Source organism: Chitiniphilus purpureus, assembly GCF_025642115.1.
Lineage (GTDB): Bacteria > Pseudomonadota > Gammaproteobacteria > Burkholderiales > Chitinibacteraceae > Chitiniphilus > Chitiniphilus purpureus.
Window position 1 is genome coordinate 1853250 of the sequence record NZ_CP106753.1, and the last position, 22579, is coordinate 1875828.

The 22579-nt window shown below is 63.3% G+C and carries 21 protein-coding genes and 3 tRNA genes; 19 read left to right on the top strand and 5 right to left on the bottom strand.

What is annotated here, in order from left to right; all coding sequences use genetic code 11:
* Positions 1–22 precede the first annotated feature (22 nt).
* The 15 genes from N8I74_RS08630 (at position 23) to N8I74_RS08700 (ending at position 14531) form a co-directional block, all read left to right on the top strand.
* Positions 23–107: transfer RNA gene (locus N8I74_RS08630), tRNA-Leu, on the top strand.
* Between the two features lie 127 nt (positions 108–234).
* Entirely contained in the window at positions 235–1542 is a 1308-nt protein-coding gene (tig, locus tag N8I74_RS08635) for a trigger factor (RefSeq protein WP_263126489.1), read from the top strand.
* Positions 1543–1565: 23 nt separating this feature from the next.
* Positions 1566–2192 (top strand): ATP-dependent Clp endopeptidase proteolytic subunit ClpP, encoded by a 627-nt coding sequence (clpP, locus tag N8I74_RS08640; protein WP_263126490.1) that lies wholly within the window; start codon positions 1566–1568, stop codon positions 2190–2192.
* A gap of 87 nt (positions 2193–2279) precedes the next feature.
* Positions 2280–3554: an ATP-dependent Clp protease ATP-binding subunit ClpX gene (gene clpX, locus N8I74_RS08645; protein WP_263126491.1), complete on the top strand. Its 1275-nt coding sequence runs from the start codon at positions 2280–2282 to the stop codon at positions 3552–3554.
* A 176-nt stretch (positions 3555–3730) separates the two neighbouring features.
* Complete coding sequence (lon, locus tag N8I74_RS08650) at positions 3731–6160, top strand: endopeptidase La (protein ID WP_263126492.1); 2430 nt, start codon at positions 3731–3733, stop codon at positions 6158–6160.
* Positions 6161–6244: 84 nt separating this feature from the next.
* Complete coding sequence (locus tag N8I74_RS08655; RefSeq protein ID WP_263126493.1) at positions 6245–6517, top strand: HU family DNA-binding protein; 273 nt, start codon at positions 6245–6247, stop codon at positions 6515–6517.
* Between the two features lie 44 nt (positions 6518–6561).
* A tRNA-Val gene (locus N8I74_RS08660) sits at positions 6562–6638 on the top strand.
* 75 nt (positions 6639–6713) lie between these two features.
* Positions 6714–6790, top strand: a tRNA-Asp gene (locus tag N8I74_RS08665).
* Between the two features lie 166 nt (positions 6791–6956).
* Positions 6957–8795, top strand: a complete 1839-nt coding sequence (locus tag N8I74_RS08670) for a SurA N-terminal domain-containing protein (protein WP_263126494.1) — start codon at positions 6957–6959, stop codon at positions 8793–8795.
* Positions 8796–8944: 149 nt separating this feature from the next.
* Positions 8945–9127, top strand: coding sequence for a hypothetical protein (locus N8I74_RS08675; RefSeq protein ID WP_263126495.1), 183 nt, complete (start codon positions 8945–8947; stop codon positions 9125–9127).
* A 424-nt stretch (positions 9128–9551) separates the two neighbouring features.
* Positions 9552–10382, top strand: a complete 831-nt coding sequence (locus tag N8I74_RS08680) for a dienelactone hydrolase family protein (protein WP_263126496.1) — start codon at positions 9552–9554, stop codon at positions 10380–10382.
* 78 nt (positions 10383–10460) lie between these two features.
* On the top strand, positions 10461–10874 hold the full coding sequence (locus tag N8I74_RS08685; protein ID WP_263126497.1) for a MaoC family dehydratase: 414 nt from the start codon (positions 10461–10463) through the stop codon (positions 10872–10874).
* Positions 10875–11014: 140 nt separating this feature from the next.
* Positions 11015–11920 (top strand): D-hexose-6-phosphate mutarotase, encoded by a 906-nt coding sequence (locus tag N8I74_RS08690; protein WP_263126498.1) that lies wholly within the window; start codon positions 11015–11017, stop codon positions 11918–11920.
* Between the two features lie 116 nt (positions 11921–12036).
* Complete coding sequence (ubiD, locus tag N8I74_RS08695; RefSeq protein WP_263126499.1) at positions 12037–13566, top strand: 4-hydroxy-3-polyprenylbenzoate decarboxylase; 1530 nt, start codon at positions 12037–12039, stop codon at positions 13564–13566.
* A 128-nt stretch (positions 13567–13694) separates the two neighbouring features.
* Positions 13695–14531 (top strand): CheR family methyltransferase, encoded by an 837-nt coding sequence (locus N8I74_RS08700; RefSeq protein WP_263126500.1) that lies wholly within the window; start codon positions 13695–13697, stop codon positions 14529–14531.
* 77 nt (positions 14532–14608) lie between these two features.
* On the opposite strand, the gene N8I74_RS08705 is transcribed toward N8I74_RS08700, so the two are convergent.
* Both N8I74_RS08705 and mdtD read right to left on the bottom strand, forming a co-directional pair.
* Positions 14609–15160 (bottom strand): DJ-1 family glyoxalase III, encoded by a 552-nt coding sequence (locus N8I74_RS08705; protein WP_263126501.1) that lies wholly within the window; start codon positions 15158–15160, stop codon positions 14609–14611.
* A gap of 79 nt (positions 15161–15239) precedes the next feature.
* On the bottom strand, positions 15240–16649 hold the full coding sequence (gene mdtD, locus N8I74_RS08710; RefSeq protein ID WP_263126502.1) for a multidrug transporter subunit MdtD: 1410 nt from the start codon (positions 16647–16649) through the stop codon (positions 15240–15242).
* A 123-nt stretch (positions 16650–16772) separates the two neighbouring features.
* Here mdtD and N8I74_RS08715 point away from each other — a divergent pair, with 123 nt between their 5' ends.
* Both N8I74_RS08715 and N8I74_RS08720 read left to right on the top strand, forming a co-directional pair.
* Positions 16773–17732, top strand: a complete 960-nt coding sequence (locus N8I74_RS08715) for an Asd/ArgC dimerization domain-containing protein (protein ID WP_263126503.1) — start codon at positions 16773–16775, stop codon at positions 17730–17732.
* Between the two features lie 73 nt (positions 17733–17805).
* Complete coding sequence (locus N8I74_RS08720) at positions 17806–20112, top strand: Tex family protein (protein WP_263126504.1); 2307 nt, start codon at positions 17806–17808, stop codon at positions 20110–20112.
* A gap of 69 nt (positions 20113–20181) precedes the next feature.
* On the opposite strand, the gene N8I74_RS08725 is transcribed toward N8I74_RS08720, so the two are convergent.
* Positions 20182–20493, bottom strand: coding sequence for a DUF2845 domain-containing protein (locus N8I74_RS08725; RefSeq protein ID WP_263126505.1), 312 nt, complete (start codon positions 20491–20493; stop codon positions 20182–20184).
* 140 nt (positions 20494–20633) lie between these two features.
* Between N8I74_RS08725 and N8I74_RS08730 the strand changes: the two genes are divergently transcribed.
* Positions 20634–21152, top strand: a complete 519-nt coding sequence (locus N8I74_RS08730) for a C40 family peptidase (protein ID WP_263126506.1) — start codon at positions 20634–20636, stop codon at positions 21150–21152.
* A gap of 17 nt (positions 21153–21169) precedes the next feature.
* Here the strand turns inward: N8I74_RS08730 and N8I74_RS08735 are convergent, their stop codons facing one another.
* Complete coding sequence (locus tag N8I74_RS08735) at positions 21170–21646, bottom strand: flagella synthesis protein FlgN (RefSeq protein ID WP_263126507.1); 477 nt, start codon at positions 21644–21646, stop codon at positions 21170–21172.
* Positions 21639–21920: a flagellar biosynthesis anti-sigma factor FlgM gene (gene flgM / locus N8I74_RS08740; protein ID WP_263126508.1), complete on the bottom strand. Its 282-nt coding sequence runs from the start codon at positions 21918–21920 to the stop codon at positions 21639–21641. Before flgM ends, N8I74_RS08735 begins: the two co-directional genes overlap by 8 nt.
* 186 nt (positions 21921–22106) lie before the next feature.
* Here flgM and fliW point away from each other — a divergent pair, with 186 nt between their 5' ends.
* Positions 22107–22526 carry a flagellar assembly protein FliW gene (gene fliW, locus N8I74_RS08745; protein WP_263126509.1) on the top strand — a complete coding sequence of 140 codons (420 nt, stop codon included), beginning with the start codon at positions 22107–22109 and terminating at the stop codon, positions 22524–22526.
* Positions 22527–22579: the final 53 nt, after the last annotated feature.

Here is a 22579-nt window from a genome sequence, read left to right on the forward strand (position 1 = left end):
GGACCGCGCGCGGCAGAGCCCCGCGAGGGTGGCGGAATTGGTAGACGCACTGGATTTAGGTTCCAGCGCCGCAAGGCGTGGGGGTTCGATTCCCCCCTCTCGCACCACGGCGCCAAGCGCCGTCAACTTTCATATAAACCCATTCATTGCAATGGCCGCCGGTTTCGGCCATTGCCTGACCGCAGCAGGCATCCGTTGAAAGCCTGCGCGAGCATTCGCCCCAAGGACATCGACATGCAAGCACAACTGGAAACCCTGAACGGCCTTGAGCGGCGCCTCAGCTTTTCGATCCCGCGCGATGAGATCAGCAAGCGGGTGGACGCGCGGCTGAAGAATGTCGCCAAGACAGCCAAGATCGCCGGTTTCCGGCCGGGCAAGGCACCGCTCAACATCGTGGCGCAGCAATACGGTTTCCGCGTGCAGGAAGAGGTGCTGGGCGAGACCGTCGAGCGCTCGTTCGGCGAGGCGGTGCAGGCGCAGCAACTGCAGGTGGCGGGCTACCCGCGCTTCGAGCCCAAGGCCGATGCACCGGCCGAAGGCGATTTCCAGTTCGTCGCCACGTTCGAGGTCTATCCCGAGGTCAAGCTGGGTGATCTGGCCGGCCGTGAGCTTGAGAAGCCCACGCTGAGCGTGGGCGAGGCCGAGGTTGACAAGACCGTCGAGATCCTGCGTCGCCAGCGCACGCGCTTTGACCGGGTCGAGCGCGCAGCGCAGGACGAAGACCGCGTCATCATCGACTTCAAGGGCACCATCGCCGGTGAGGCGTTCGAAGGCGGTTCGGCCGAGAACTATGCCTTCCTGTTGGGCAAGGGCCAGATGCTGGCCGACTTCGAGGCCGGCATCCGCGGCATGAAGGAAGGCGAAACCAAGGACGTCGAGGTCCGCTTCCCCGAGGACTACCAGGGCAAGGACGTGGCCGGCAAGACCGCGGTGTTCGCGATCACCGTGAAGAATGTCGCCGAACCCAAGCTGCCCGAGGTGGATGCCGAATTCGCCAAGGCACTTGGCATTGCCGACGGTGACGTGACCAAGATGCGCGCCGAGGTGAGAAAGAACCTGGAGCGCGAAGTGCGGCTGCGCCTGAAAGCGCGGCTCAAGGAAAGCGTGATGAGCGTACTGATCGAGGCTGCGCCCGTCGATCTGCCGCGTGCGTTGGTGGGCATGGAGATCGGCCGCCTTGCGGAACAGGCGCAGGCCGACTTGAAAGCCCGCGGCATCGATCCCAAATTGGTACCGTTCTCGCCTGCGATGTTCGAAGCCCAGGCCAAGCGCCGGGTCCATCTGGGCCTGGTGCTGGCAGACCTGGTGAAGGCCCACGATCTGCAGGCCAAGCCCGAGCAGGTCAAGGCCATCGTCGAAGATCTGGCCGAGAACTACGAAGATCCCACCGATGTGGTGGCCTGGTACTACGAGAAGCGCGAGCGGCTCGCAGGCCCCGAATCGATGGCCCTGGAAGACAACGTGGTCGAGTTCGTGCTCGGGCAGGTCAAGTCGGTCGAGAAGGCGGTGGCCTTCGACGAACTGATGGGCCAGCAGGGTTGATCGGCCGCCACTAAGGACACATCATGCAACGATCGGAATTCGACCCGCAAAACCTCGGTCTCATCCCCATGGTGATCGAGCAGAGCGGCCGGGGCGAGCGCTCCTATGACATCTACTCGCGCCTTCTGAAGGAGCGGGTCGTCTTCCTTGTCGGCCCGGTCAATGACCAGAGCGCCAACCTGGTGGTCGCGCAGCTGCTGTTCCTTGAAAGCGAGAACCCGGACAAGGACATCCATTTCTACATCAACTCGCCCGGCGGCTCCGTCACGGCAGGGATGGCGATCTACGACACCATGCAGTTCATCAAGCCGGACGTGTCCACGCTGTGTGTGGGCATGGCGGCCTCGATGGGGGCCTTCCTGCTTTCGGGCGGTGCCAAGGGCAAGCGCTTTGCACTGCCGCATTCGCGCATCATGATCCACCAGCCGTTGATCGGTGGCCTTGCCGGCCAGGCCTCGGACATCGAGATCCACGCCCGCGAACTGCTCAAGACCAAGCGCCAGCTCAACGAACTGCTCGCCAGGCATACCGGGCAGCCGCTGGAGGTGGTCGAGCGCGATACCGACCGCGACAACTTCCTGTCGGCCGAGGAAGCCAAGAACTACGGCCTGGTGGACGAGGTGCTCGCCTCGCGCAATCCGGCGGTCTGAGCTGCCGGCACCGTACTCGCGCCGCCAGTATGCTGCTGGCGGCTTTTGCTTTGATACCGCGGCTCCCGCGTGTGAGGGAGATGGCTGATGACCGACAAGTCCAACGAAAAACTGCTCTACTGCTCTTTCTGCGGTAAGAGCCAGCACGAGGTGACCAAGCTGATCGCCGGTCCCCAGGTGTTCATCTGCAACGAATGCATCGAGCTGTGCAACGACATCATCAAGGATGAGGCGGCACAGACGCTGGCATCCGAGCCGCAGACCCCGGGCGGCAAGAAGCTGCCCAAGCCGACCGAGATCCGCACCGTGCTCGATCAGTACGTGATCGGCCAGGAGCGGGCCAAGAAGATCCTGGCGGTGGCGGTGTACAACCACTACAAGCGGCTTTCCACCAAGCACCAGAAGGTTGGCAATGATGTGGAGCTGTCCAAGTCCAACATCCTGCTGATCGGCCCGACCGGCTCGGGCAAGACACTGCTGGCGCAGACCATGGCCAAGCTGATCGACGTGCCGTTCGTTATCGCCGACGCCACGACGCTGACCGAAGCGGGCTACGTGGGCGAGGATGTCGAGCACATCATCGCCAAGCTCCTGCAGCAGTGCGACTACGACGTGGAGAAGGCGCAACGCGGCATCGTCTATATCGACGAGATCGACAAGATCGCGCGCAAGTCCGAGAACCCGTCGATCACGCGCGATGTCTCCGGCGAGGGGGTGCAGCAGGCGCTGCTCAAGCTGATCGAGGGCACGGTTGCGTCGGTACCGCCACATGGCGGACGCAAGCACCCCAACCATGAGATGCCGCAGGTCGATACCACCAACATCCTGTTCATCGTCGGCGGCGCGTTTGAAGGGCTGGACAAGATCATCCGCAACCGGTCGGTTAAGGGTGGCATCGGTTTTGGCGCCGAGGTGCAGTCCAAGGACGACAAGAGCAACGTTGGCCTCGTGCTGCATCAGGTGGAGCCGGATGACCTCATCCGCTTCGGTCTGATCCCCGAGTTCGTCGGCCGGGTGCCGGTGATCGCCACGCTGGACGAGCTGGACGAGGCGGCGCTGATCTCGATCCTGACCGAGCCGAAGAATGCCCTGGTCAAGCAATACCAGAAACTGTTCGAAATGGAAGGCGTCACGCTGGAGCTGACCGAGGCCGCGCTCGAAGCGACCGCCAAAAAGGCGATGGAGCGTCGTACCGGCGCGCGCGGGCTGCGTTCCATCCTCGAAGGCGCATTGCTCGACACCATGTATGAGTTGCCGGCGCTCGAAGGCGTGGCGCGCGTGGTGGTGGGCCCGGAAACGATCACCGCCGGGGTGCCGCCGCAGCAGGTCGCCAGCGTGACCGAGGAATCGGCCGCCGCCTGATCTGGGCCGGGCCGGTCCACGGCGCGCAGCGCGCGGCGCCGGATCGGCCGGCCGATCCCGTTTTTCATTCCCTCGCTCCGGTGTCGTCGAATCGACGTTGAATTTCACAACGTCAGACCACATCATGATGAGGGTACCCTTGCAGGTACCCCGTACAACTCTTCAGGTCAGCCCATATGTCTGAATCCCAAGTCCTGCCTTCCGAACCCGCTCAGTTCCCGATGTTGCCGCTGCGGGACGTGGTGGTGTTCCCGCACATGGTGATTCCGTTGTTCGTCGGCCGCCCCAAGTCGATCCGCGCGCTTGAGGCCGCGATGGAAGAAGGGCGGCATATCCTGCTGGTGGCGCAGAAGAACGCGCAGAAGGACGAACCCAGCATGGCCGACATCTACCCGGTCGGCACCGTCGCCACGGTCCTGCAGCTGTTGAAGCTGCCGGATGGAACGGTGAAGGTGCTGGTCGAAGGCGTGCAGCGCGCGACGGTCAATGCCTTGCAGGACGAGGACGGTTACTTCCGTGCGACCGCGTTGCCGCACGATCCCAATGAGGATGCCGGCCATGAGGCCGAAGCGATGCGCCGTGCGTTGCTCAGCCAGTTCGACCAGTACGTCAAGCTCAACAAGAAGATCCCGCCCGAGATCCTGACCTCGCTCTCCGGCATCGAATCGGCCGGGCGCCTTGCCGACACCATCGCTGCGCACCTGCCGCTCAAGCTTGAGCAGAAGCAGGCCGTGCTCGAGATGGAGGATGTGCGTCGCCGGATGGAGCACTTGCTGAAGCAGCTGGAGACCGAGCTTGACATCCTGCAGGTCGAAAAGCGCATCCGCGGCCGTGTGAAGCGGCAGATGGAAAAGAGCCAGCGCGAGTACTACCTCAACGAGCAGGTCAAGGCGATCCAGAAGGAACTGGGCGAGATCGACGAAAACGCCGAGCTCGACGATCTGGAAAAGCGGATCAAGGCCGCCGGCATGACCAAGGAGGGGCGCGAGAAGGCCGAGGCCGAACTCAAGAAGCTGCGCATGATGTCGCCCATGAGCGCCGAAGCCACCGTGGTGCGCAACTACATCGATACGCTGGTGGGCCTGCCCTGGAAAAAGAAATCCAAGATCAGCAAGGATCTGGGCGAGGCCGAGTCGGTGCTCGATGCCGATCACTACGGCCTGGACAAGATCAAGGAGCGCATTCTCGAGTACCTCGCGGTGCAGACCCGGGTCGACAAGCTCAAGGCCCCTATCCTGTGCCTGGTCGGCCCGCCCGGGGTGGGCAAGACCTCGCTGGGTGAATCCATCGCCCGCGCCACCAATCGCAAGTTCGTGCGCATGGCGCTCGGCGGCGTACGCGACGAAGCCGAGATCCGCGGTCACCGCCGCACCTACATCGGATCGATGCCGGGCAAGATCCTGCAGAGCATGACCAAGGTTGGGGTCAAGAACCCACTGTTCCTGCTGGACGAGGTCGACAAGATGGGGGCCGACTTCCGCGGCGATCCGAGCTCCGCACTGCTTGAAGTGCTTGACCCGGAACAGAACCACGCCTTCAGCGACCACTATCTCGAAGTCGACTACGATCTGTCGGATGTGATGTTCGTGGCAACGGCCAATTCGTTGAACATCCCGCCCGCCCTGCTCGACCGTATGGAGATCATCCGTCTTTCCGGTTACACCGAGGACGAGAAGGTCAACATCGCGCTCAACTACCTTGTGCCCAAGCAGATGCGCAACAACGGCGTCAAGGAAGGCGAGCTGGTGATCAGCGAGGCGGCAGTGCGCGACGTGGTGCGTTACTACACCCGTGAAGCGGGCGTGCGCAGCCTGGATCGTGAAGTTGCCAAGATCTGCCGCAAGGTGGTCAAAAACCTGCTGCTCAAGCCGTCGGACAAGCGGCTCACCGTGACGCCGAAGAACCTCGACAAGTATCTCGGTGTGCGCCGGTTCGAATACGGCGTGGCCGAGCAGCAGAACCAGGTCGGCCAGGTCACCGGTCTTGCCTGGACCGAGGTGGGTGGCGAGTTGCTCACGATCGAAGCCGTCAAGCTGCCGGGCAAGGGCAAGATGATCCAGACGGGCCAGTTGGGCGATGTGATGCAGGAGTCGATCCAGGCGGCGTTGTCAGTGGTACGGTCGCGCGCGGCCCAACTGGGAATCGACCCGGAGTTCTATCAGAAGAACGATATCCACATCCACTTGCCCGAAGGCGCCACGCCGAAGGACGGCCCTTCCGCGGGCATCGCGATTGCCACCGCCATGGCGTCCATCCTGACGGGCATACCGGTCCGGTGCGATGTGGCGATGACCGGTGAAATCACACTGCGCGGCGAAGTGTTGCCGATCGGTGGATTGAAGGAAAAGCTGCTGGCCGCACATCGCGGCGGCATCAAGCATGTGTTGATCCCGGACGGCAACGTCAAGGATCTCGCGGAAATCCCCGACAATGTCAAACGGGGGCTGGCGATACACTCGGTCAAATGGTTCGACCAGGTGCTGGGTCATACACTGGAGCGTCAGCCGGATGCTGCAGGGAAGGCCGAGGGGACGCAGGAAAGCATCGTTGCCCAACCGCCTTCCGACCCTGGTGCGGATTCAACAACACCCCCGACCAAGCATTAGTTGACACCTATTTTTGCTGCTTGCTATAAAGCTCTGGCAATCGGCCGACCGGACCTATCCTAACCAGAACCAAAGGGGACGTAAGTGAATAAATCCGAACTCATCGACGCCATCGCCGAATCCGCTGGCCTTTCCAAGGCTGCAGCAGGCAAGGCCCTGGATGCCACCATTGATGCGGTTTCCAATGCCCTGAAGAACGGCGGTGAAGTCACACTGGTCGGCTTCGGCACCTTCTACGTCGCCGAACGTGAAGCGCGCAATGGCCGTAATCCGCGCACCGGCGAAACCATCAAGATCGATGCTGCGAAGCAACCCAAATTTAGGGCTGGCAAATCCCTGAAGGATGCAGTACAATAATTGTCTTTCGTCGCCGAGCCAATATACGGCGATGAAGACGGGAAGGGTGGTTAGCTCAGTTGGTTAGAGCGCCTGCTTCACACGCAGGAGGTCGGTGGTTCGAATCCACTACTACCCACCACAGCGCTCCAGGCAAAATCAGTATGCGACTGTAGTTGCAAATTGCTGAAAGAATGTTAAGATCGCTGTCCTCGCTGGAGCGGTAGTTCAGTTGGTTAGAATACCGGCCTGTCACGCCGGGGGTCGCGGGTTCGAGTCCCGTCCGCTCCGCCAGCTTACGAAAAAAGCCAAGCTTATGCTTGGCTTTTTTCATTTCCCGATGCGGTCCGACCTTCCGCGATCCGGCACGCTGCGTTCACACCGACTGGGCAACACAGGCTGGGCCGGTTCTGGCATCATGGTTCCCGCAAAAAAACCTGGATGTGGAGCGCCTGTTTTCATGTTTGACATTGTCCAAAAGAATAGAACGCTGGTTCAGATCGTCTTGGGGCTGGTTGCCCTGGGGCTGGTGGTCGGAGCAGGGGTGACCGGATACAGCGCGTTGGAGGGGGACGGCAACTATCTGGCCAAGGTCGATGGCAAGCCGATCACCGAATATGACGTCCAGCAAGCTGTCGCTGGGCAGCCGATCTCGAACGAAATGCGTCCGATGGTGGTGGAGCAGTTGGTCCAGCAGCGCCTGGTGCTGGCCGCAGCCAAGCGCCTGAACCTGACTGCGAGCGACGAGCAGTTGCGCCAAGCCATCGCCCAGATGGAAGATTTCCATGAGAACGGCAAGTTCAGCCCACAACGTTACCAGACCTTGCTGGGCGCGCAGCAGATGTCGCCCGCGCAGTTCGAGCAACGTGTCCGCGACAGTCTGACTGCACGGGCGTTGTTCGGCACTTATGGGGCGACGGCCATCGCGTCCAAGACCGCTTCAGCGCGGCTTGCTAAGCTGATCGGCGAGCGCCGTGAGATCCAGACGGTATCGCTGCGTCCTGAAGATTACGTTGCACGCGTCTCGGTCACACCGGATGAAGTGAAGAAGTACTACGAAAGCAACCAGAGCGATTTCCGTGTACCGGAAATGGTCCGCCTGGAGTACGTGTTGCTTTCCAAGGCGCAATTGGCCGCGAAGCAGCAGGTGAGTGATGCCGAGGTGCAGAAGTACATCGATGAGCACAAGGCGCAATTGCTTGGCGAGCAACGTCGTGTGTCGCATATCCTGATCGAGGCCGACAAGGATGCCAAGCCGCCGGTGCGCCAGCAGGCGCGTGCCGAGGCTGAAGCATTGCGCAAAGTGTTGTTGGCCGAGCCGCACCGTTTTGCCGAACTGGCCAAGCAGCATTCCAAAGATCCGGTCTCGGCAGCCGAGGGGGGCGAATTGGGCTGGTTCGGCGCCGATGCCGATTTTGTTGCGCCGTTTAAGGAAGCCATGCTCAAGCTGCCCAAGGGCCAATTGAGCGAGGTGGTTGAAACGCAGTATGGCTACCACCTGATCCGGGTCGACGACATCCGCGGCAAGAGCGTGGATGAAGTGAAGCCCCAGGTGCTTGCCAAGTTGCAACAGGAAAAGGTCGACGCCCAGTTCACGGGGCAGGTGCAGCAGTTCTCGGAAACCGTCTACCAGAAGGCCGACAGCCTGAAGCCGGCGGCCGAGCAATTCCAGGTCCCGGTTTTGCAAAGCGGCTGGGTGACCCGGCAAGGAGCGCAGGACCCGCAGCTGAAGAGCCCCAAGTTGGTCGAGGCGGTGTTCAATGACGACGTGCTCAAGGCCAAGCACAACTCCGAGGCGGTCGAGGTGGCGCCGGGTGAATGGATCTCGGCACGGGTGCTGGAATACAAGCCGGCGCAGCTGACCCCGCTGGAGACGGTACGGGCACAGGTCGAACAGCGTGTAAAACTCAAAAAGGCGGAGAAGCTGGTGCTTGAAGAAGGCGCCAAGCAGCTGGCCGCATTGCAGGCAGGCCAGACCCTACCGCTCATCTGGGAGGCGCCCCGAGAGGTCGGGCGCGTAGGTGAGCCAGGTCTCGATGCACAAACCGTGGCGGCGTTGTTCCTGCCCAAGCCGGACAAACTACCCGCCTATGCCGGCAAACCGGCGGCAGGCGGCAGTTATGTCCTTTACAAGGTCGTTTCGGTGGTACCTGCTCCGGAGTTGACGCCGCAGATGGCCGAGCAGATGCGGGTGCAGACCGAGCGGATGTACAGCCAGGTCGAAGTGATGCGCTATCTGGAGGACCTGAAGGGGCAGATCGAAGTGCAATACGGTGCGAAGGTGCCGCAGCAACCGTAATCTTTGAACTGACTGCGGGAAAAAACGGTGGATTATTCCACCGTTTTTTTTCGGCGACGAGCGGGATTGTATTTCTTCGGCAGGAGGCCGATATTTCGTTTGTAAGCTTGTTTCCCGTCACAGCGGCGTCACCCACAGGAGAGCAAGGTATGCTGAAGCGCTACGATATGTCGTCTGGATATCTGGCGGAAATGGGCGATTTCCTGCTCGCGCCGCAGCCTGATGCCATGGCACAGGAACAGTTGCGGAGGCCTCAGCCGCAATTGCAGTTGCTGACAGTGGCTGAAGCCGAAGAAGCACAGCGTCGCGCGCTATCCCATTGGTCTCGTTGAATTGTGTCTTTGTTGTTCGACTAGATGTAAGGCTCTCTAGGGGTGAAGGCAGGTATCTATTGTTGTGTGGCGCACTGCTTGCGGGTGTGCATCCATCACGGTTTTGATTTGCGGTACGGATGCCCTTGGCGCAATGCTTCTGAGGATGGCTGCAGTCAGTTTTTTCAAAGGCGCTTCAACGATGAGGCGCTTTTTCGTTTGGCACGAGTGATACGCTTTTCGTGAGCCACCTAATGGTGATCCGCTTACTCACTGGCGCCAAGCCGGACTTTGCCATGAAAGTAAGCCGATCGATCTCCGATGCCGGCCGCGATTGATCCATGCTTGTATGGGCTTTGCAGGGGCGTGCCTGGCAAGCTCTTCATACCGGCCTGTGCTAAAGTGCTGGCCTGCCTGTGGTTTAGCCGTTTCTTATTCACATCAGATGACCCCTTTCGTGCGCGCCTCATGGTTCGGCTTATTGCTTGTGTTTGCGCTGCCGGCGTGGGCGGAGTCCGTGTCGTTGGCCGGGCCCGGCCGGGTCAGGTTGCGTGCCGAATATCTTCCACCCAAGGAAGGCAGTTTTGGCGCGCCTGCCGTGGTCCTGCTGCATGGTTGTGAAGGCATGTGGCAGCGCGGGCGCTTGGGCGAGCGCTATGCGCATATGGCCGGTCTGTTCCAGGAACTGGGCTATGCGGTGCTGATTCCCGACAGCTTTGGTCCACGCGGGGTGCGTGAACAATGCAGGGTGCCGCCGGCAAGGCAAAGAGTCAGTGCCTCAAGACGGGCGGACGATGCGCAATGGGCGGTGGCGTGGCTGCGTCAGCAGCCCGCGGTCGATGCAGGCCGGATCGGCACGATAGGCTGGTCGCATGGCGGCACGGCAGCGCTCAAGCTCGCTGGGCGGCAGACCGAGGGATTGCAGGTGGCTGCCGCATTCTATCCAAACTGCACGCCGTTGCTCAGGCAGCTGCGGCGCTTCCAGGCACGGGTGCCGTCGCTGATATTGATGGGCGAGTCCGACGACTGGAGCCTGATTGCGCCTTGCCGCAAGCTGGCGGAGCGTGACGAGCGCAATCAACTGCACCTGGTCGGTTATCCGCTCACCTACCAGGATTTCGACGTGCCCGGCAGTGAGCTGCGGGTGCGCCGCGATGTGCCGGATGGCCAGTATCCAGGGCAGGGGGTGACGCTGGGCGCCAACCCCGAGGCGGCGGCTGATGCGTATCGGCGGCTGTTCAAATGGTTTGCGCGGACATTGGACAGGGAAGACTGATCGCCTGGCGTCCGGGGAGGTCAGCTGTTAGTGTTTGGATTGTGCGCCGCACAATCCACCCGACAGATGGAGCCTGCCATGTCCTACGCTTTCGATGATCTGCACGTCGGCCTGAGCGCCGAATACCGCAAGACCGTCACGGAAACCGATGTCGTGCTGTTCGCCGGGCTCACCGGGGACAACAATCCAATGCATATCGACGAGGAGTTCGCGCGCGAAACGCGCTTTCAGGGCCGGATCATCCACGGCATGCTGACGGCATCGTTTCTCTCCTCGGTGATCGGGATGAAACTCCCCGGTCCTGGTTGCATCTATATGAGCCAGCAATTGCGCTTTCTGAAGCCGGTGAAGATCGGCGACACCGTGACCGCCCGCGCCGAAGTGGCCGAATTGTTGCCTGAGAAACAGCGGGTCAGGCTGGTGACGATCTGTTCGGTGCGTGGAGAACCTGTGCTCGATGGTGAGGCGATGGTATGGGTGCCGCGGCGTTGAGGCGTCGATGTCCTGCGGGCCACGCTTTGATGATGCCTTGTCCCCCCTGATTTGCCCGGGCTGTACAAGCGGTCGTCGGTAGATGGGCGCAACGGCGTTTGCTCTACAATGCTGGCTTTGCCATTCGTGAGGGAAACCTGATGCAAACCCTGTCTGCATTCGATTCGCGTCTGGCCGATGTGGCGGGTGTCAGCATCCGCAGCGCCGGCGAACTCTACGGCTCCGACGGCGAGGGGCTGCCGCTGGTGGTGATCGAGAATGCGCTCGGCAGCGCTGTCCTGGCCCTGCAGGGCGCGCATCTCGTGTCCTTCCGCCCTGCCGGTGCCGAAGACCTGCTCTGGCTTTCTCCGAAGGCCGTGTTCACACCGGGCAAGGCGATCCGGGGGGGGATACCGCTGTGCCTGCCGTGGTTCGGCGGGCACCCCGAAGGCAAGCCGGCCCATGGGTTTGCACGTGCGCAACCGTGGACGCTTGACGCGGTACGCACATTGCCCGACGGCAAGACCGAACTGGACTTGAGCCTGACGCCGAATGCCGCGGTCAGCGCGCTATGGCCGCATGATTTCCTGTTCGAGCTGCGGGTCACGGTCGGACGTGAACTGACGCTTGCACTGACCGCGCACCATCGTGGCGATACGCCGGTGCCGTTCTCCAGTGCGTTCCACACCTATTTCTCGGTACCGGATGTGGTGCTTGCCACCATCGACGGCCTGCAAGGCACCACGTATATCGATACCGTGGGAGGTGCCCATACCCGGCACACCCAGCTTGGCGCATTGCAGGTGGCCGGGCCCACTGACCGCGTCTACCTCGACGTACCTGCGGTGCAATCCATCGCCACCGCGCGCGGCGCCATCCGTATCGACAGCGATACGCGCAGTGCCGTGGTCTGGAACCCGTGGGAATACGCCAACAATGTGCCCGACGTCGGCTCCGACGGCTATCGCCGCTTTGTCTGCGTCGAGCGTGGCGACGTGTTCGACAATGCCTTGCAGCTCGCCCCCGGCGAGCGTTATCACAGGTCGATGACCTTGTCGCTGGCCTGATAACCGGTTCCGGCAATGCAGCGCGCCCGGCCATGCCGGGCGTGCGCGTTTGGGGCAGGTACAATGGGGACGCTTTGCGTCCTCTCCTTCCATCCCACGTACAGGCTTTGCCATCGATGTCCGACACATACCGCGATCTGCGCGATTTCTGCGCGCAGTTGGAGCAGCAAGGGGAATTGAAGCGGGTACATCTGCCGGTGTCGCCCAAGCTGGAGATGACCGAGATCTGCGACCGTACCTTGCGCATACAGGGCCCGGCACTGTGGTTCGACAATGTACCGGGCTACACGCTGCCGGTCCTGGGCAACCTGTTCGGCACGCCACGGCGCGTGGCGCTGGGCATGGGCGCTCAGGATACCGGCGCGTTGCGCGAGATCGGCAGGACGCTTGCCTATCTGAAGGAGCCCGAACCGCCCAAGGGCTGGAAGGATGCGTGGGACAAGCTGCCGCTTCTGAAGCAGGTGCTCAGCATGGCGCCGCGGGAGGTGAAGCGCGGGGCCGTGCAGCAGAACGTGATCGAAGGCCCGGATGTCGATCTGGCCTGGCTGCCGGTCCAGCACTGCTGGCCCGGCGACGTGGCCCCGCTGATCACCTGGGGCCTCGTCGTCACGCGCGGGCCGGCCCGGCGCCGTCAGAACCTGGGCATCTACCGCCAGCAGGTGATCGGCAGGAATCGTGTGATCATGCGCTGGCTGGCGCATCGGGGCGGCGCGCTCGATTTCCGCGAGCATGCGCAGCAGCATCCAGGCACGCCGTTTCCGCTTGCGGTGGTGCTCGGGTGCGACCCGGCCACCATCCTGGGCGCGGTCACGCCGGTGCCCGATACGCTTTCGGAATACCAGTTTGCCGGCCTGTTGCGCGGCGGCAAGACCGAATTGACGCAGTGTCTGGGCTCCAGTCTGCAGGTGCCTGCCACCGCCGAGATCGTGCTGGAGGGCGTGATTCCGCCATGCGAGCCGGGTTACAGCGGGGTGTCCGAGCATGGCGTGCCGCTCAAGGAACTCAACGGCTACCTGCATGCGCTGGAAGGTCCGTATGGCGACCATACCGGTTACTACAACGAGCAGGACTGGTTTCCGGTGTTCGAGATCCAGCGCATCACCCATCGCGACGCGCCGGTCTACCACAGTACCTATACCGGCAAGCCGCCGGACGAGCCGGCCATGCTGGGAGTGGCGTTGAACGAGGTGTTCGTGCCCATCCTGCAAAAGCAGTTTCCCGAGATCGTCGATTTCTACCTGCCTGCCGAAGGGTGCAGCTACCGGATGGCCGTCGTCTCGATCAGGAAGCAGTATCCGGGCCACGCCAAGCGGGTGTTGTTCGGAGTGTGGTCGTTCCTGCGGCAGTTCATGTACACCAAGTTCATCGTCATCGTCGATGACGACGTGGACACCCGCAGCTGGCAGGAGGTGATCTGGGCCATCACCACCCGCATGGACCCGGTGCGCGATACGCTGCTGGTCGAGAACACCCCGATCGACTACCTTGATTTCGCCAGCCCGATTTCCGGCCTGGGCGGCAAGATGGGGCTGGATGCGACCAACAAGTGGCCAGGTGAGACCAGTCGCGAATGGGGCAGGGTGATCACGCATGACAGCGCGACGGCTGCCCGGGTCGATGCCATCTGGCAGGCGCTGGGCCTGTAGCGCCGCGTGCGATGTCGTTGCCTTGTGCCCGCGCAGCCGTTGCAGGGTGGGCAAGGTTGAGATATCGGGCGCTGCGCTCTCGGGCTATGCTGTAGCGGCTGCTCGTCGCGTTGCTCAAGGACCAGACTATGTTGCATCCGAATTCCCGCGAGTTTCAGTTCACGGAGCAGGATTTCGAGAAAATTCGCAAGTTGATCTACAACTACGCGGGTATTGCGCTGTCGCCCACCAAGCACGACATGGTCTATGGCCGGCTCGCAAAGCGCCTGCGTGCGCTCAATCTCAAGACCTTCAACGACTACTTGCAGGTGCTTGAGCGGGGGGATCAGAAGGAGTTCGAGCTTTTTACCAACTCGCTGACCACCAACCTCACCTCGTTCTTCCGCGAGCTGCACCATTTCCCCATCCTGATGGAGTTGCTCAAGGCCAACCGGCGGTTCGGCTCGCTCAGCCTATGGTGTTCGGCGTCGAGCACCGGCGAAGAGCCCTATAGCATGGCGATCACGGCGTGCGAGGCGTTCGACAGCCTACGTCCGCCGGTCAAGATCATTGCCACCGATCTGGACACCAATGTGCTCGAAGTGGCGCGCACCGGCATCTATCCGGCCGAGGAAGTGCAGAAGCTCGACCCCACGCGGGTCCGCCGCTTCTTTGATCGGCTGCCGGATGGGCGTTTCCTGGTCAAGCAGGAGGTGCGCGAGATGATCGTGTATCGGCGGCTCAATCTAGTGGAGGCCAGCTGGATGGTGCGTGGGCCGTTCGATGCGATCTTCTGCCGCAATGTGATGATCTACTTCGACAAGGACACGCAGCTCAAGATCCTGCGGCGTTTTGGCCCCTTGCTGCGGCCCGAGGGATTGCTATTCGTGGGGCACTCTGAAAACCTCTATCATGCAGCAGAACTGTTCAAGCTACGCGGCAAGACGGTGTATGAGTTGAGCAAGCCGGGTGCACCGGCCCGCTGAGCCCGCGATGCCGGCCGTGGTCTGCGGCCGGCATGATTTCCCCTTGCGCAAGTGCGGTGTGCGCTCGGGGCTGCCCGCTACAGGTAGAGCATCGCCCGGCCGGTTTCCTGCGCCTTGGCGTCGCCGGCCAGCTGACGGGCCAGTTCCAGCGCGAACAGGCCCGCAACGCCGGGACCGCGTCCGGTGGTGATCAGCCCGTCGACGACGACGTTGTAGCCGCACAGCGTTGCACCGCCTTCGGCAAGCCTGTCCTCGTAGCCCGGAAAGCACGTGGCACGGCGTCCTTGCAACACGCCGGCCTTGGCCAGCACCGACGGTGCGGCGCAGATGGCGGCCACACGCTTGCCGGCATGCTGGTGCGCCTGCACCCGCGCACAGACGCCCTCGTGTGCCAGCAATGCCTGCGTGCCCGGCCCGCCGGGCAGCACGATGACGTCGGCCAGCTGGTCATGCACTGCGGCAAAGGCAAGATCGGCCTGTACCACCACATCGTGCGCGCCCGATACGGCCAACCGGTCGTCCAGGGCGATCAGCCGGGTATCGACCCCGGCGCGCCGGAGTACGTCGACAATGGTGAGCGCTTCCACTTCCTCGAAACCGGGTGCGAGATAGACATGGGCCAGGGCCATGGGCAGACTCCTTTGGATCGTTGCAGATAATCGATAAGGCGGTGGCGGCACCACGCTGGATGCTCGGGCACCTGCCGCGCTACGTGTCGGTTGCGTCCAGCGGAACCGGGTGGCGATCGCCATCGGCTTGTCGCAACTGCAGGAAGATAAATGCCGCCAGCATCGAAAGCAGGCCGACGCAGGCATAGGTGGATTGGAACGCAGTGACCACATGCTGCGGATTCGGCGCGATACCCTGTCTGGAAAAGCCGGCCAGCAGTGCCGCGGCGGCGGCCACACCCAGACTCATCGACAGCTGCATGACGACCGAGAGCAGACTGTTGCCGCTGCTGGCGGTGTCAGGGCCCAGGTCGCCCAGCGCCAGCGTATTCATCGCGCTGAACTGCACCGAGTTCACCACGCCGAAGACCGCAAGCTGCAACAGCAACAGCCCGTCCGGCGTGTATGGGCCGCTCAGCGCGAAGCTGGCGATGGACAGGCCCAGCAGCAGGGTATTGCCAACCAGCACGTGGCGATAACCCCAGCGCGGGATCACCACGCCGACGAGCACCTTGGCCAGCATGGCGCCCAGCACGGTCGGCACCATGAACAGCCCGGCGCGGCTGGGCGAGAACCCCAATCCCACCTGCAGGAACAGCGGTGTCATGAACGGCATCGCACCGCTGCCCAGCCGCGCGAACAGATTGCCCAGCGCCCCGATCGCATAGGTCTGGATCCTGAACAGGTCGCGATGGAACAGCGGCGCCGGGCTGCGCGCGGCATGCAGCCAATAGCCTGCCATCGCCGCCAGCCCGGCGAACAGCAGCACCAGCGAGCTTGCCAGCGGCAGTGCGTGTTCGCCGAGCCCCTGCAGTGCCAATGAAACCAGCACCATGCCGGCGCCGAACAGGATGAAGCCCGGCCAATCGAAGCGGGCGCGCTCGCCGACGAGCGCCGGCATGAATCGCCAGGTGGCGAAGCCGCCGATGATGCCGACCGGCAGATTGACCAGAAACACCCAGTGCCAGCTCGCCACTTCGACAAGCCAGCCGCCCAATGCGGGGCCGATCAGTGGGCCGATCAGGCCGGGCACGGTGACAAACGACAGCACCTGCAGCAGTTGGTGCTTGGGAAAGGCGCGCAGGATGGCCAACCGGCCCACCGGCAGCAGCAGGGCGCCGCCGACGCCCTGGACCACGCGCGCGGCGACCAGCTGCTGCAGGGTGGCGGACAGCGCGCACAACAGCGAGCCAAGACTGAACAGCACGATGGCCGCCATGAAGACGCAGCGCGTGCCAAAGCGATCGGCCAGCCAGCCTGATGCCGGGATCAGCAGGGCCACGGTCAGCATATAGGCCACGACCACCGACTGCATGCGCAACGGCGGTTCGTGCAGGCTGTACGCCATGGCCGGCAGGGCGGTGTTGAGGATGGTGGTGTCCAGGGTCTGCATGAAGAACCCTACGGCAACCAGCCAGGGCAGCAGGCGTTGGGTAAGCGGGTCTGGCACGATGGTTGGGTCCGGCAAGCGATTGCTGAGCCATTGTAGTGCCGCAGCGTTGCCAGGGATTCCTTTACAATTCGCCTTTTGCAGGGCGCATGCTGCGCCCTGTTCGTTTTTGGAGGACCGAGGATGGCCACGATCAATCTTGCGCTGCTGGGCGGCGAAACCGCGCTGGGACAGGCATTGCTGGAAGTCATTGCCGACAGCCCGCTGCGCCTGCCGATGCTCTATCCGCTGACCTTGGCCGAGGAAGCAGGCATGGTGACCTTTCGCGGCGAAGACTATCCGGAGCTGGAGGCGGCTGATTTCGACTGGCAGGCGGCACCTGTGCTGGTCAATTGCGTGCCGCAGGCCGGAGAGGTGCTGCAGGCCGCCGCGTCCGCCGGGACATTGGTGATCGATCTGGCAGGCGAGCGGCCGGCGGGCGGCAAGCTCGCGCGCGGTCAGATCCTGGCGCTGCCGACGCCGTTTGCGCAGCAACTGGCCACCGTGATCGCGCCGTTGGCCGAGCTGGGGCCGCTGCGCGGCGTGAGTGCCACCGGCATGCTCTCGGTCTCGACCGAAGGGCCGGCCGGGGTCGACGAACTCTCGCAGCAGACCCGGGCGCTGTTTGCCCAGACCGAGCAGGCCAGCGAGGTCTATCCCAAGCGTATCGCCTACAACCTGCTGGGCGGCATGGGCGAACCGGATGCGGACGGGATCACCGCTGAAGAGGCCGCCGCACTCGCCTTGCTGAAAAAGCTGCTGCCGGCCGATTGCCTGCTCGACGTCACCTGCGTACGCACCCCGCATTTCTTTGGCCATGGCGCCAGCATCGCATTGCACTTTGCCGCGCCGGTGGCGCGCGAAGCGGTGCTGGGCGCGCTCAAGGCGGCCGAGCGGGTCTTCCTGCTGCAAGTGCCCGGCGTGGCCGGCGTGGCGGCGAGTCAGGACGCGGTCGGTGGCGACAAGGTCTGGGTGAGCCGTGTACGTTTTTCCGAGGATGGCCGCGGGGTCACGCTCTGGAGCGTGGCCGACAACACCCGCCTGCCGGCGTTGGCCGTGTTGCAGTTGCTGACTCTGGTGGCTGCGCGCACGGCCGGGACCTGAGCGTGATCAGGTGGCAGCAGGCCGCACTGCGCCGCGGCGCGTTTTGAAGTTCAACCCGTGAGATCGATCCATCATGCTTCCCCCGATTTCCCAACGTCTCGCCGCTGAACTGGCCTGCCGCCCGCAGCAGGTCGAAGCGGCGATCCAGCTCTTTGATGAAGGGGCCACCGTGCCTTTTGTCGCCCGCTACCGCAAGGAAGCAACCGGCGGCCTGGACGATACCCAGCTGCGCACGCTCGATGAACGCCTGCGCTATCTGCGCGAGCTTGAGGAACGCCGCGCCAGTGTGATTGCCAGTGTGCAGGAGCAGGGCAAGCTCACCGAGCAGCTGCACGCCGACCTCCTGGTGGCGGACAACAAGCAGCGGCTGGAGGATCTGTACCTGCCGTACAAGCCCAGGCGCCGCACCCGTGCGCAGATCGCACGCGAGGCCGGGCTGCAGCCGCTGGCCGACAGTCTGCTCGCCGATCCGGGCCTGGTGCCGGAGCATGCCGCGGCGGCATACCTGAACGAGCAGGTGGCCGACGCCAAGGCGGCGCTCGATGGTGCACGGGCCATCCTGATGGAGGCATTCGCCGAAGACGCCGGGCTGATCGGCACCCTGCGCGACCACCTGGCCGGCAACGGCGTGGTAAAAACCACCGTGGTTGAAGGCAAGGCGCATGAAGGTGCCAAGTTCTCCGACTACTTCGATTACAGCGAGCGGCTTGCGCAGATGCCGTCGCACCGGGTGCTGGCCGTGCTGCGCGGCCGCAATGAAGGGGTACTCGATCTTGCGTTGCTGCTGCCTGATGAGCTGGACCCGGCGGCACGGCCTGTGGGGCCGAACGTATGCGAACTGAAGATCGCCCAGCGCTTCGGCATCGAAAACCAGGGCCGGCCCGGTGACAAGTGGCTGGCGGACACGGTGCGGCTGGCCTGGCGTGCCAAGATCTTTCTCAGCCTGGAGAGCGATCTGATCAATACGGTGCGCGAACGTGCCGAACTGGACGCGATCAAGGTCTTCGCCAGCAATCTGAAGGACCTGCTGCTGGCCGCGCCGGCCGGCCCGCGCGCCACGCTGGGCCTGGACCCCGGCCTGCGCACCGGCGTGAAGGTGGCCGTGGTCGATGCCACCGGCAAGCTGGTCGACACCGCCACACTCTATCCCCACGAGCCACGCAACGAGTGGGACAAATCAATCGCCGCGCTGGCGGCGCTGGCCGCCCGTCACAAGGTCGAGCTGATCGCCATTGGCAATGGTACCGCCAGCCGCGAGACCGACAGACTCGCCGCCGAGCTGATCAAACGCCACCCCGAGCTGGCGCTGACCAAGCTCGTGGTCTCCGAGGCCGGCGCGTCGGTGTATTCGGCCTCTGAGCTGGCTGCGCGCGAATTTCCCACGCTGGACGTCAGTCTGCGCGGCGCGGTATCGATCGCACGCCGGCTGCAGGATCCGCTGGCCGAGCTGGTCAAGATCGAACCCAAGGCCATCGGCGTGGGGCAATACCAGCATGATGTGAACCAAGGCGCGCTCGCGCGCACGCTCGATGCGGTGGTCGAGGACTGCGTGAACGCGGTCGGTGTCGACCTCAATACCGCTTCAGCTGCCCTGCTGGCACGTGTTTCCGGCCTGAGCAGCACGCTTGCCGGCAACATCGTGCAATATCGCGACGTCCATGGCGCATTTGCCGATCGCAAAGCGTTGTTGCAGGTGCCGCGTCTGGGCGAGAAGACATTCGAACAGGCGGCCGGCTTTCTGCGGGTGCCTGGCGGCACCAATCCGCTCGATGCCTCGGCGGTGCATCCGGAAGCCTACCCGGTGGTCGAGAAGATCATCGCCAAGGTGAACCGGAACGTGAAGGCACTGATCGGTGACAGCGGTTTCCTGCGCCAGCTTGCGCCTGCCGACTTCACTGACGAGCGCTTCGGGCTGCCGACGGTCAGGGACATCATTGCCGAGCTGGAGAAACCCGGCCGCGACCCGCGCCCGGAGTTCAAGACCGCCAGCTTTGCCGAAGGCGTGGAGGACCTGAAGGATCTGCAGTGCGATATGGTGCTTGAGGGCGTGGTCACCAATGTGACCAACTTCGGTGCCTTCGTCGACATCGGGGTGCATCAGGACGGTCTGGTCCATATCTCGGCGCTGTCGAACCGCTTCGTCAAGGACCCGCGTGAGGTGGTCAAGGCAGGCGACGTGGTCAAGGTGAAGGTGCTGGAGGTCGATCTGAAGCGCCGCCGTGTGGCACTGAGCATGCGCCTGTCCGACAGCGCGCGCGATCATGCCGGCGCCGACGCCGCACGTATTCCGGCAGGTCGGGCACAGAAGACGGCACCGCGCCAGGCTGAGCCGCAAGGTGCAATGGCCGCCGCGCTCGCCGGACTCAAGCTGACGCGTTAGGCATGGCTGGCCATGGCGGCACACCGGCAACCGGCACCGCCGCCATGGGCATGAGACGACCGCTGCCCATCAGTAGTCGAAGTCGATGCGTTGCAGCGTGCCGTCCTCGAAACGCAGGCGGGCGTTGAACTGATTGGGGCCGCGATCGTAGGTCCAGCGCTGCACCTCGATGCTGCCCACCTGGTGGGTGCGTCCATGCCGGTTGGTCGCAAACACCGGCTCGACGCTGGTGGCACGCGTCTGCGGCGCGCCGCAGCGCCCGATGACGTGGCTGGCGCTGTCGCCGGGCTGGACCAGGAGGTTGCCGCACCGCAGCGTGCTGTCCGCGTGGAGCGGGGCTGCGGCAAGCAGCAGGCACAGTGTGGAAAGGGCAGGGCGCATGGTGGGCTCCCATTCGGGGTATACGGGCCATGTTGGAGTGCTGGCGGGGCATCCAGTGCTTTGCGCAGCTTGCGCGCTTGTGTCCAACCTGCAGGACTTCGGATAATCAGGCTGTTCGGCTGTCAGGAAGAGGAATTGCCGTGGTTGCGAATGCCGTGCCCGTTCGTATCGCCCTGTTGTCGGCCGTGCTGCTGATCGCGGCCTGCTCCGCGCCCCCCAAGCGTGCTGGAAAAACCACAGCGCCGCCCGGCATCAGCCGGATCATCGTCGATTCGGCGCAGCGGCAGGAGGTGCTGCTGTACGCGCTGGGGCTGCTCGATGTCGGTTATCAGTTCGGCGGCAAGAACCCGGAGGCAGGGCTGGATTGCAGCGGCATGGTGAGCTTCATCTATCGCAATGCCGCCGGTGTGAGCCTGCCGCACAATGCCGCGCAGATCGCGCAGATCGCCCGGCCCATCGACCGTCGCCAGCTGGACGCGGGTGACCTGGTGTTCTTCAATACCTTGGGAAGGCCGTACTCGCACGTGGGCGTCTACATCGGCGATGGCAAGTTCGTGCATGCGCCGTCCAGCGGCGGCAAGATCAAGGTCGAATCGCTGGACAAGCCTTACTTCGCGCAGCGCTTCGAGGGGGGGCGTAGCCTGTTCGCCGGACCGTGACCTGACGCGAGGGGCGGTCAGGCCTTGTCGAATGGCTGGCCGCCGATGCGCGTGTGCACCCGGCCATCCTCGCCATACAGCTGCGGCACCTCCTGGGTCTGCGACAGCTCGGCGAACAGCCGGTCGTTCAGATGACGACGGGTCTCGATCAGTTGGCCGTTGCTGGCATTGCGTGCCTTGACCAGCTGGCTCAGCGCCCGGATGCGTTGCCATTGCTCGGCCAGCTGCGGATCCAGTGCCCTGAGCGTCTCGTCCAGCAGATGCGCGGGCGTGAGCGGCACGCCACTGCCTTGGGCCACAGTGCGCAGCGCCTGGAACTGGTTTTCCAATTGATTGCTGATGTCCAGCTTGGCGGCGGTCAAGGCCGAGAGGGAGTCGATATCGGAATGGACGAGCACATGCTGTTCTTCTTCGAGCAGCGCATCAAAGCGTGCCATCGTGCTTTCCAGTGCCGAGAACAGCGCGATGAACTGCGCCTTGGCAGCTTCAGTCACGTAACAGCTCCTGGACGCTGGCAAGCAGCTTGTCGGCAATGGCTTCGGGCTTCACGGTGAAACGGCCCTCGGCGATCGCCTGGCGCAGTGCCTGCACCCGCGCGCTGTCGAAAGGCGCGGCTTCATCTGCCTGACCGATCTGGGCCGCCAGCGGGTTCAACGTCACGCTCTCGTCCTGCGCAGGCGCCACGGTAGGCTTGGCAACTTCGTTCTGCCGCTCGGTATTGCGGCTGACGGGGGCCAGGGTGCTCTTGCCGGAGTGATCGATCTTCATGACGGTCTGCCTTCATCGCCACTGCGCGATAGGGATGGAGTGATTATGCCTAGTATCGGACGGCCTCGCGAAAACTTTAGCGAATCAGCGATTTATCAGCTTGCCCTGATATAGATGCCTGTTTTTGCAGCGGCCAGCTACCCGCTATGCTAGGGTCACGTCAAATCGCGCAGGCTAGGAGGATGCATGCAAACCATCAATACCCGTTTTGGCAATGTCGAGGTCGATCCGGACACCATCCTGACCTTTCCGCGTGGCTTGCCCGGTTTCGAGCAGTGCACGCGCTACAAGTTGCTGCATGAGGACAACCCGCAGCCCAAGGTGCTCTGGCTGCAATCGTTGGACGATCCGGACTTGGCGTTCAGCGTCATCAACAGTGAACTGTTCGGCGTCAACTACCAGATCCAGCTCAGCGACGAGGAATGTGCGCTGCTGCAGTTGCAGCGCCCCGAAGATGTGCTGCTGCTGTTGATGCTGATGCGTCCGGACCGGAACGAGGGGATCCGTGCCAATACCTGTGCGCCGCTCGTCCTCAATGTCAGCAGTCGTATCGGTTTCCAGAAGACTGGATTGCGCGCAGATATCGTCTTCAGCAATCTTTGCTGAGGCGCCGCAGGGCCGACGATCAGCGCCACGGCTTGGGATGCCGTAGGGCTTGC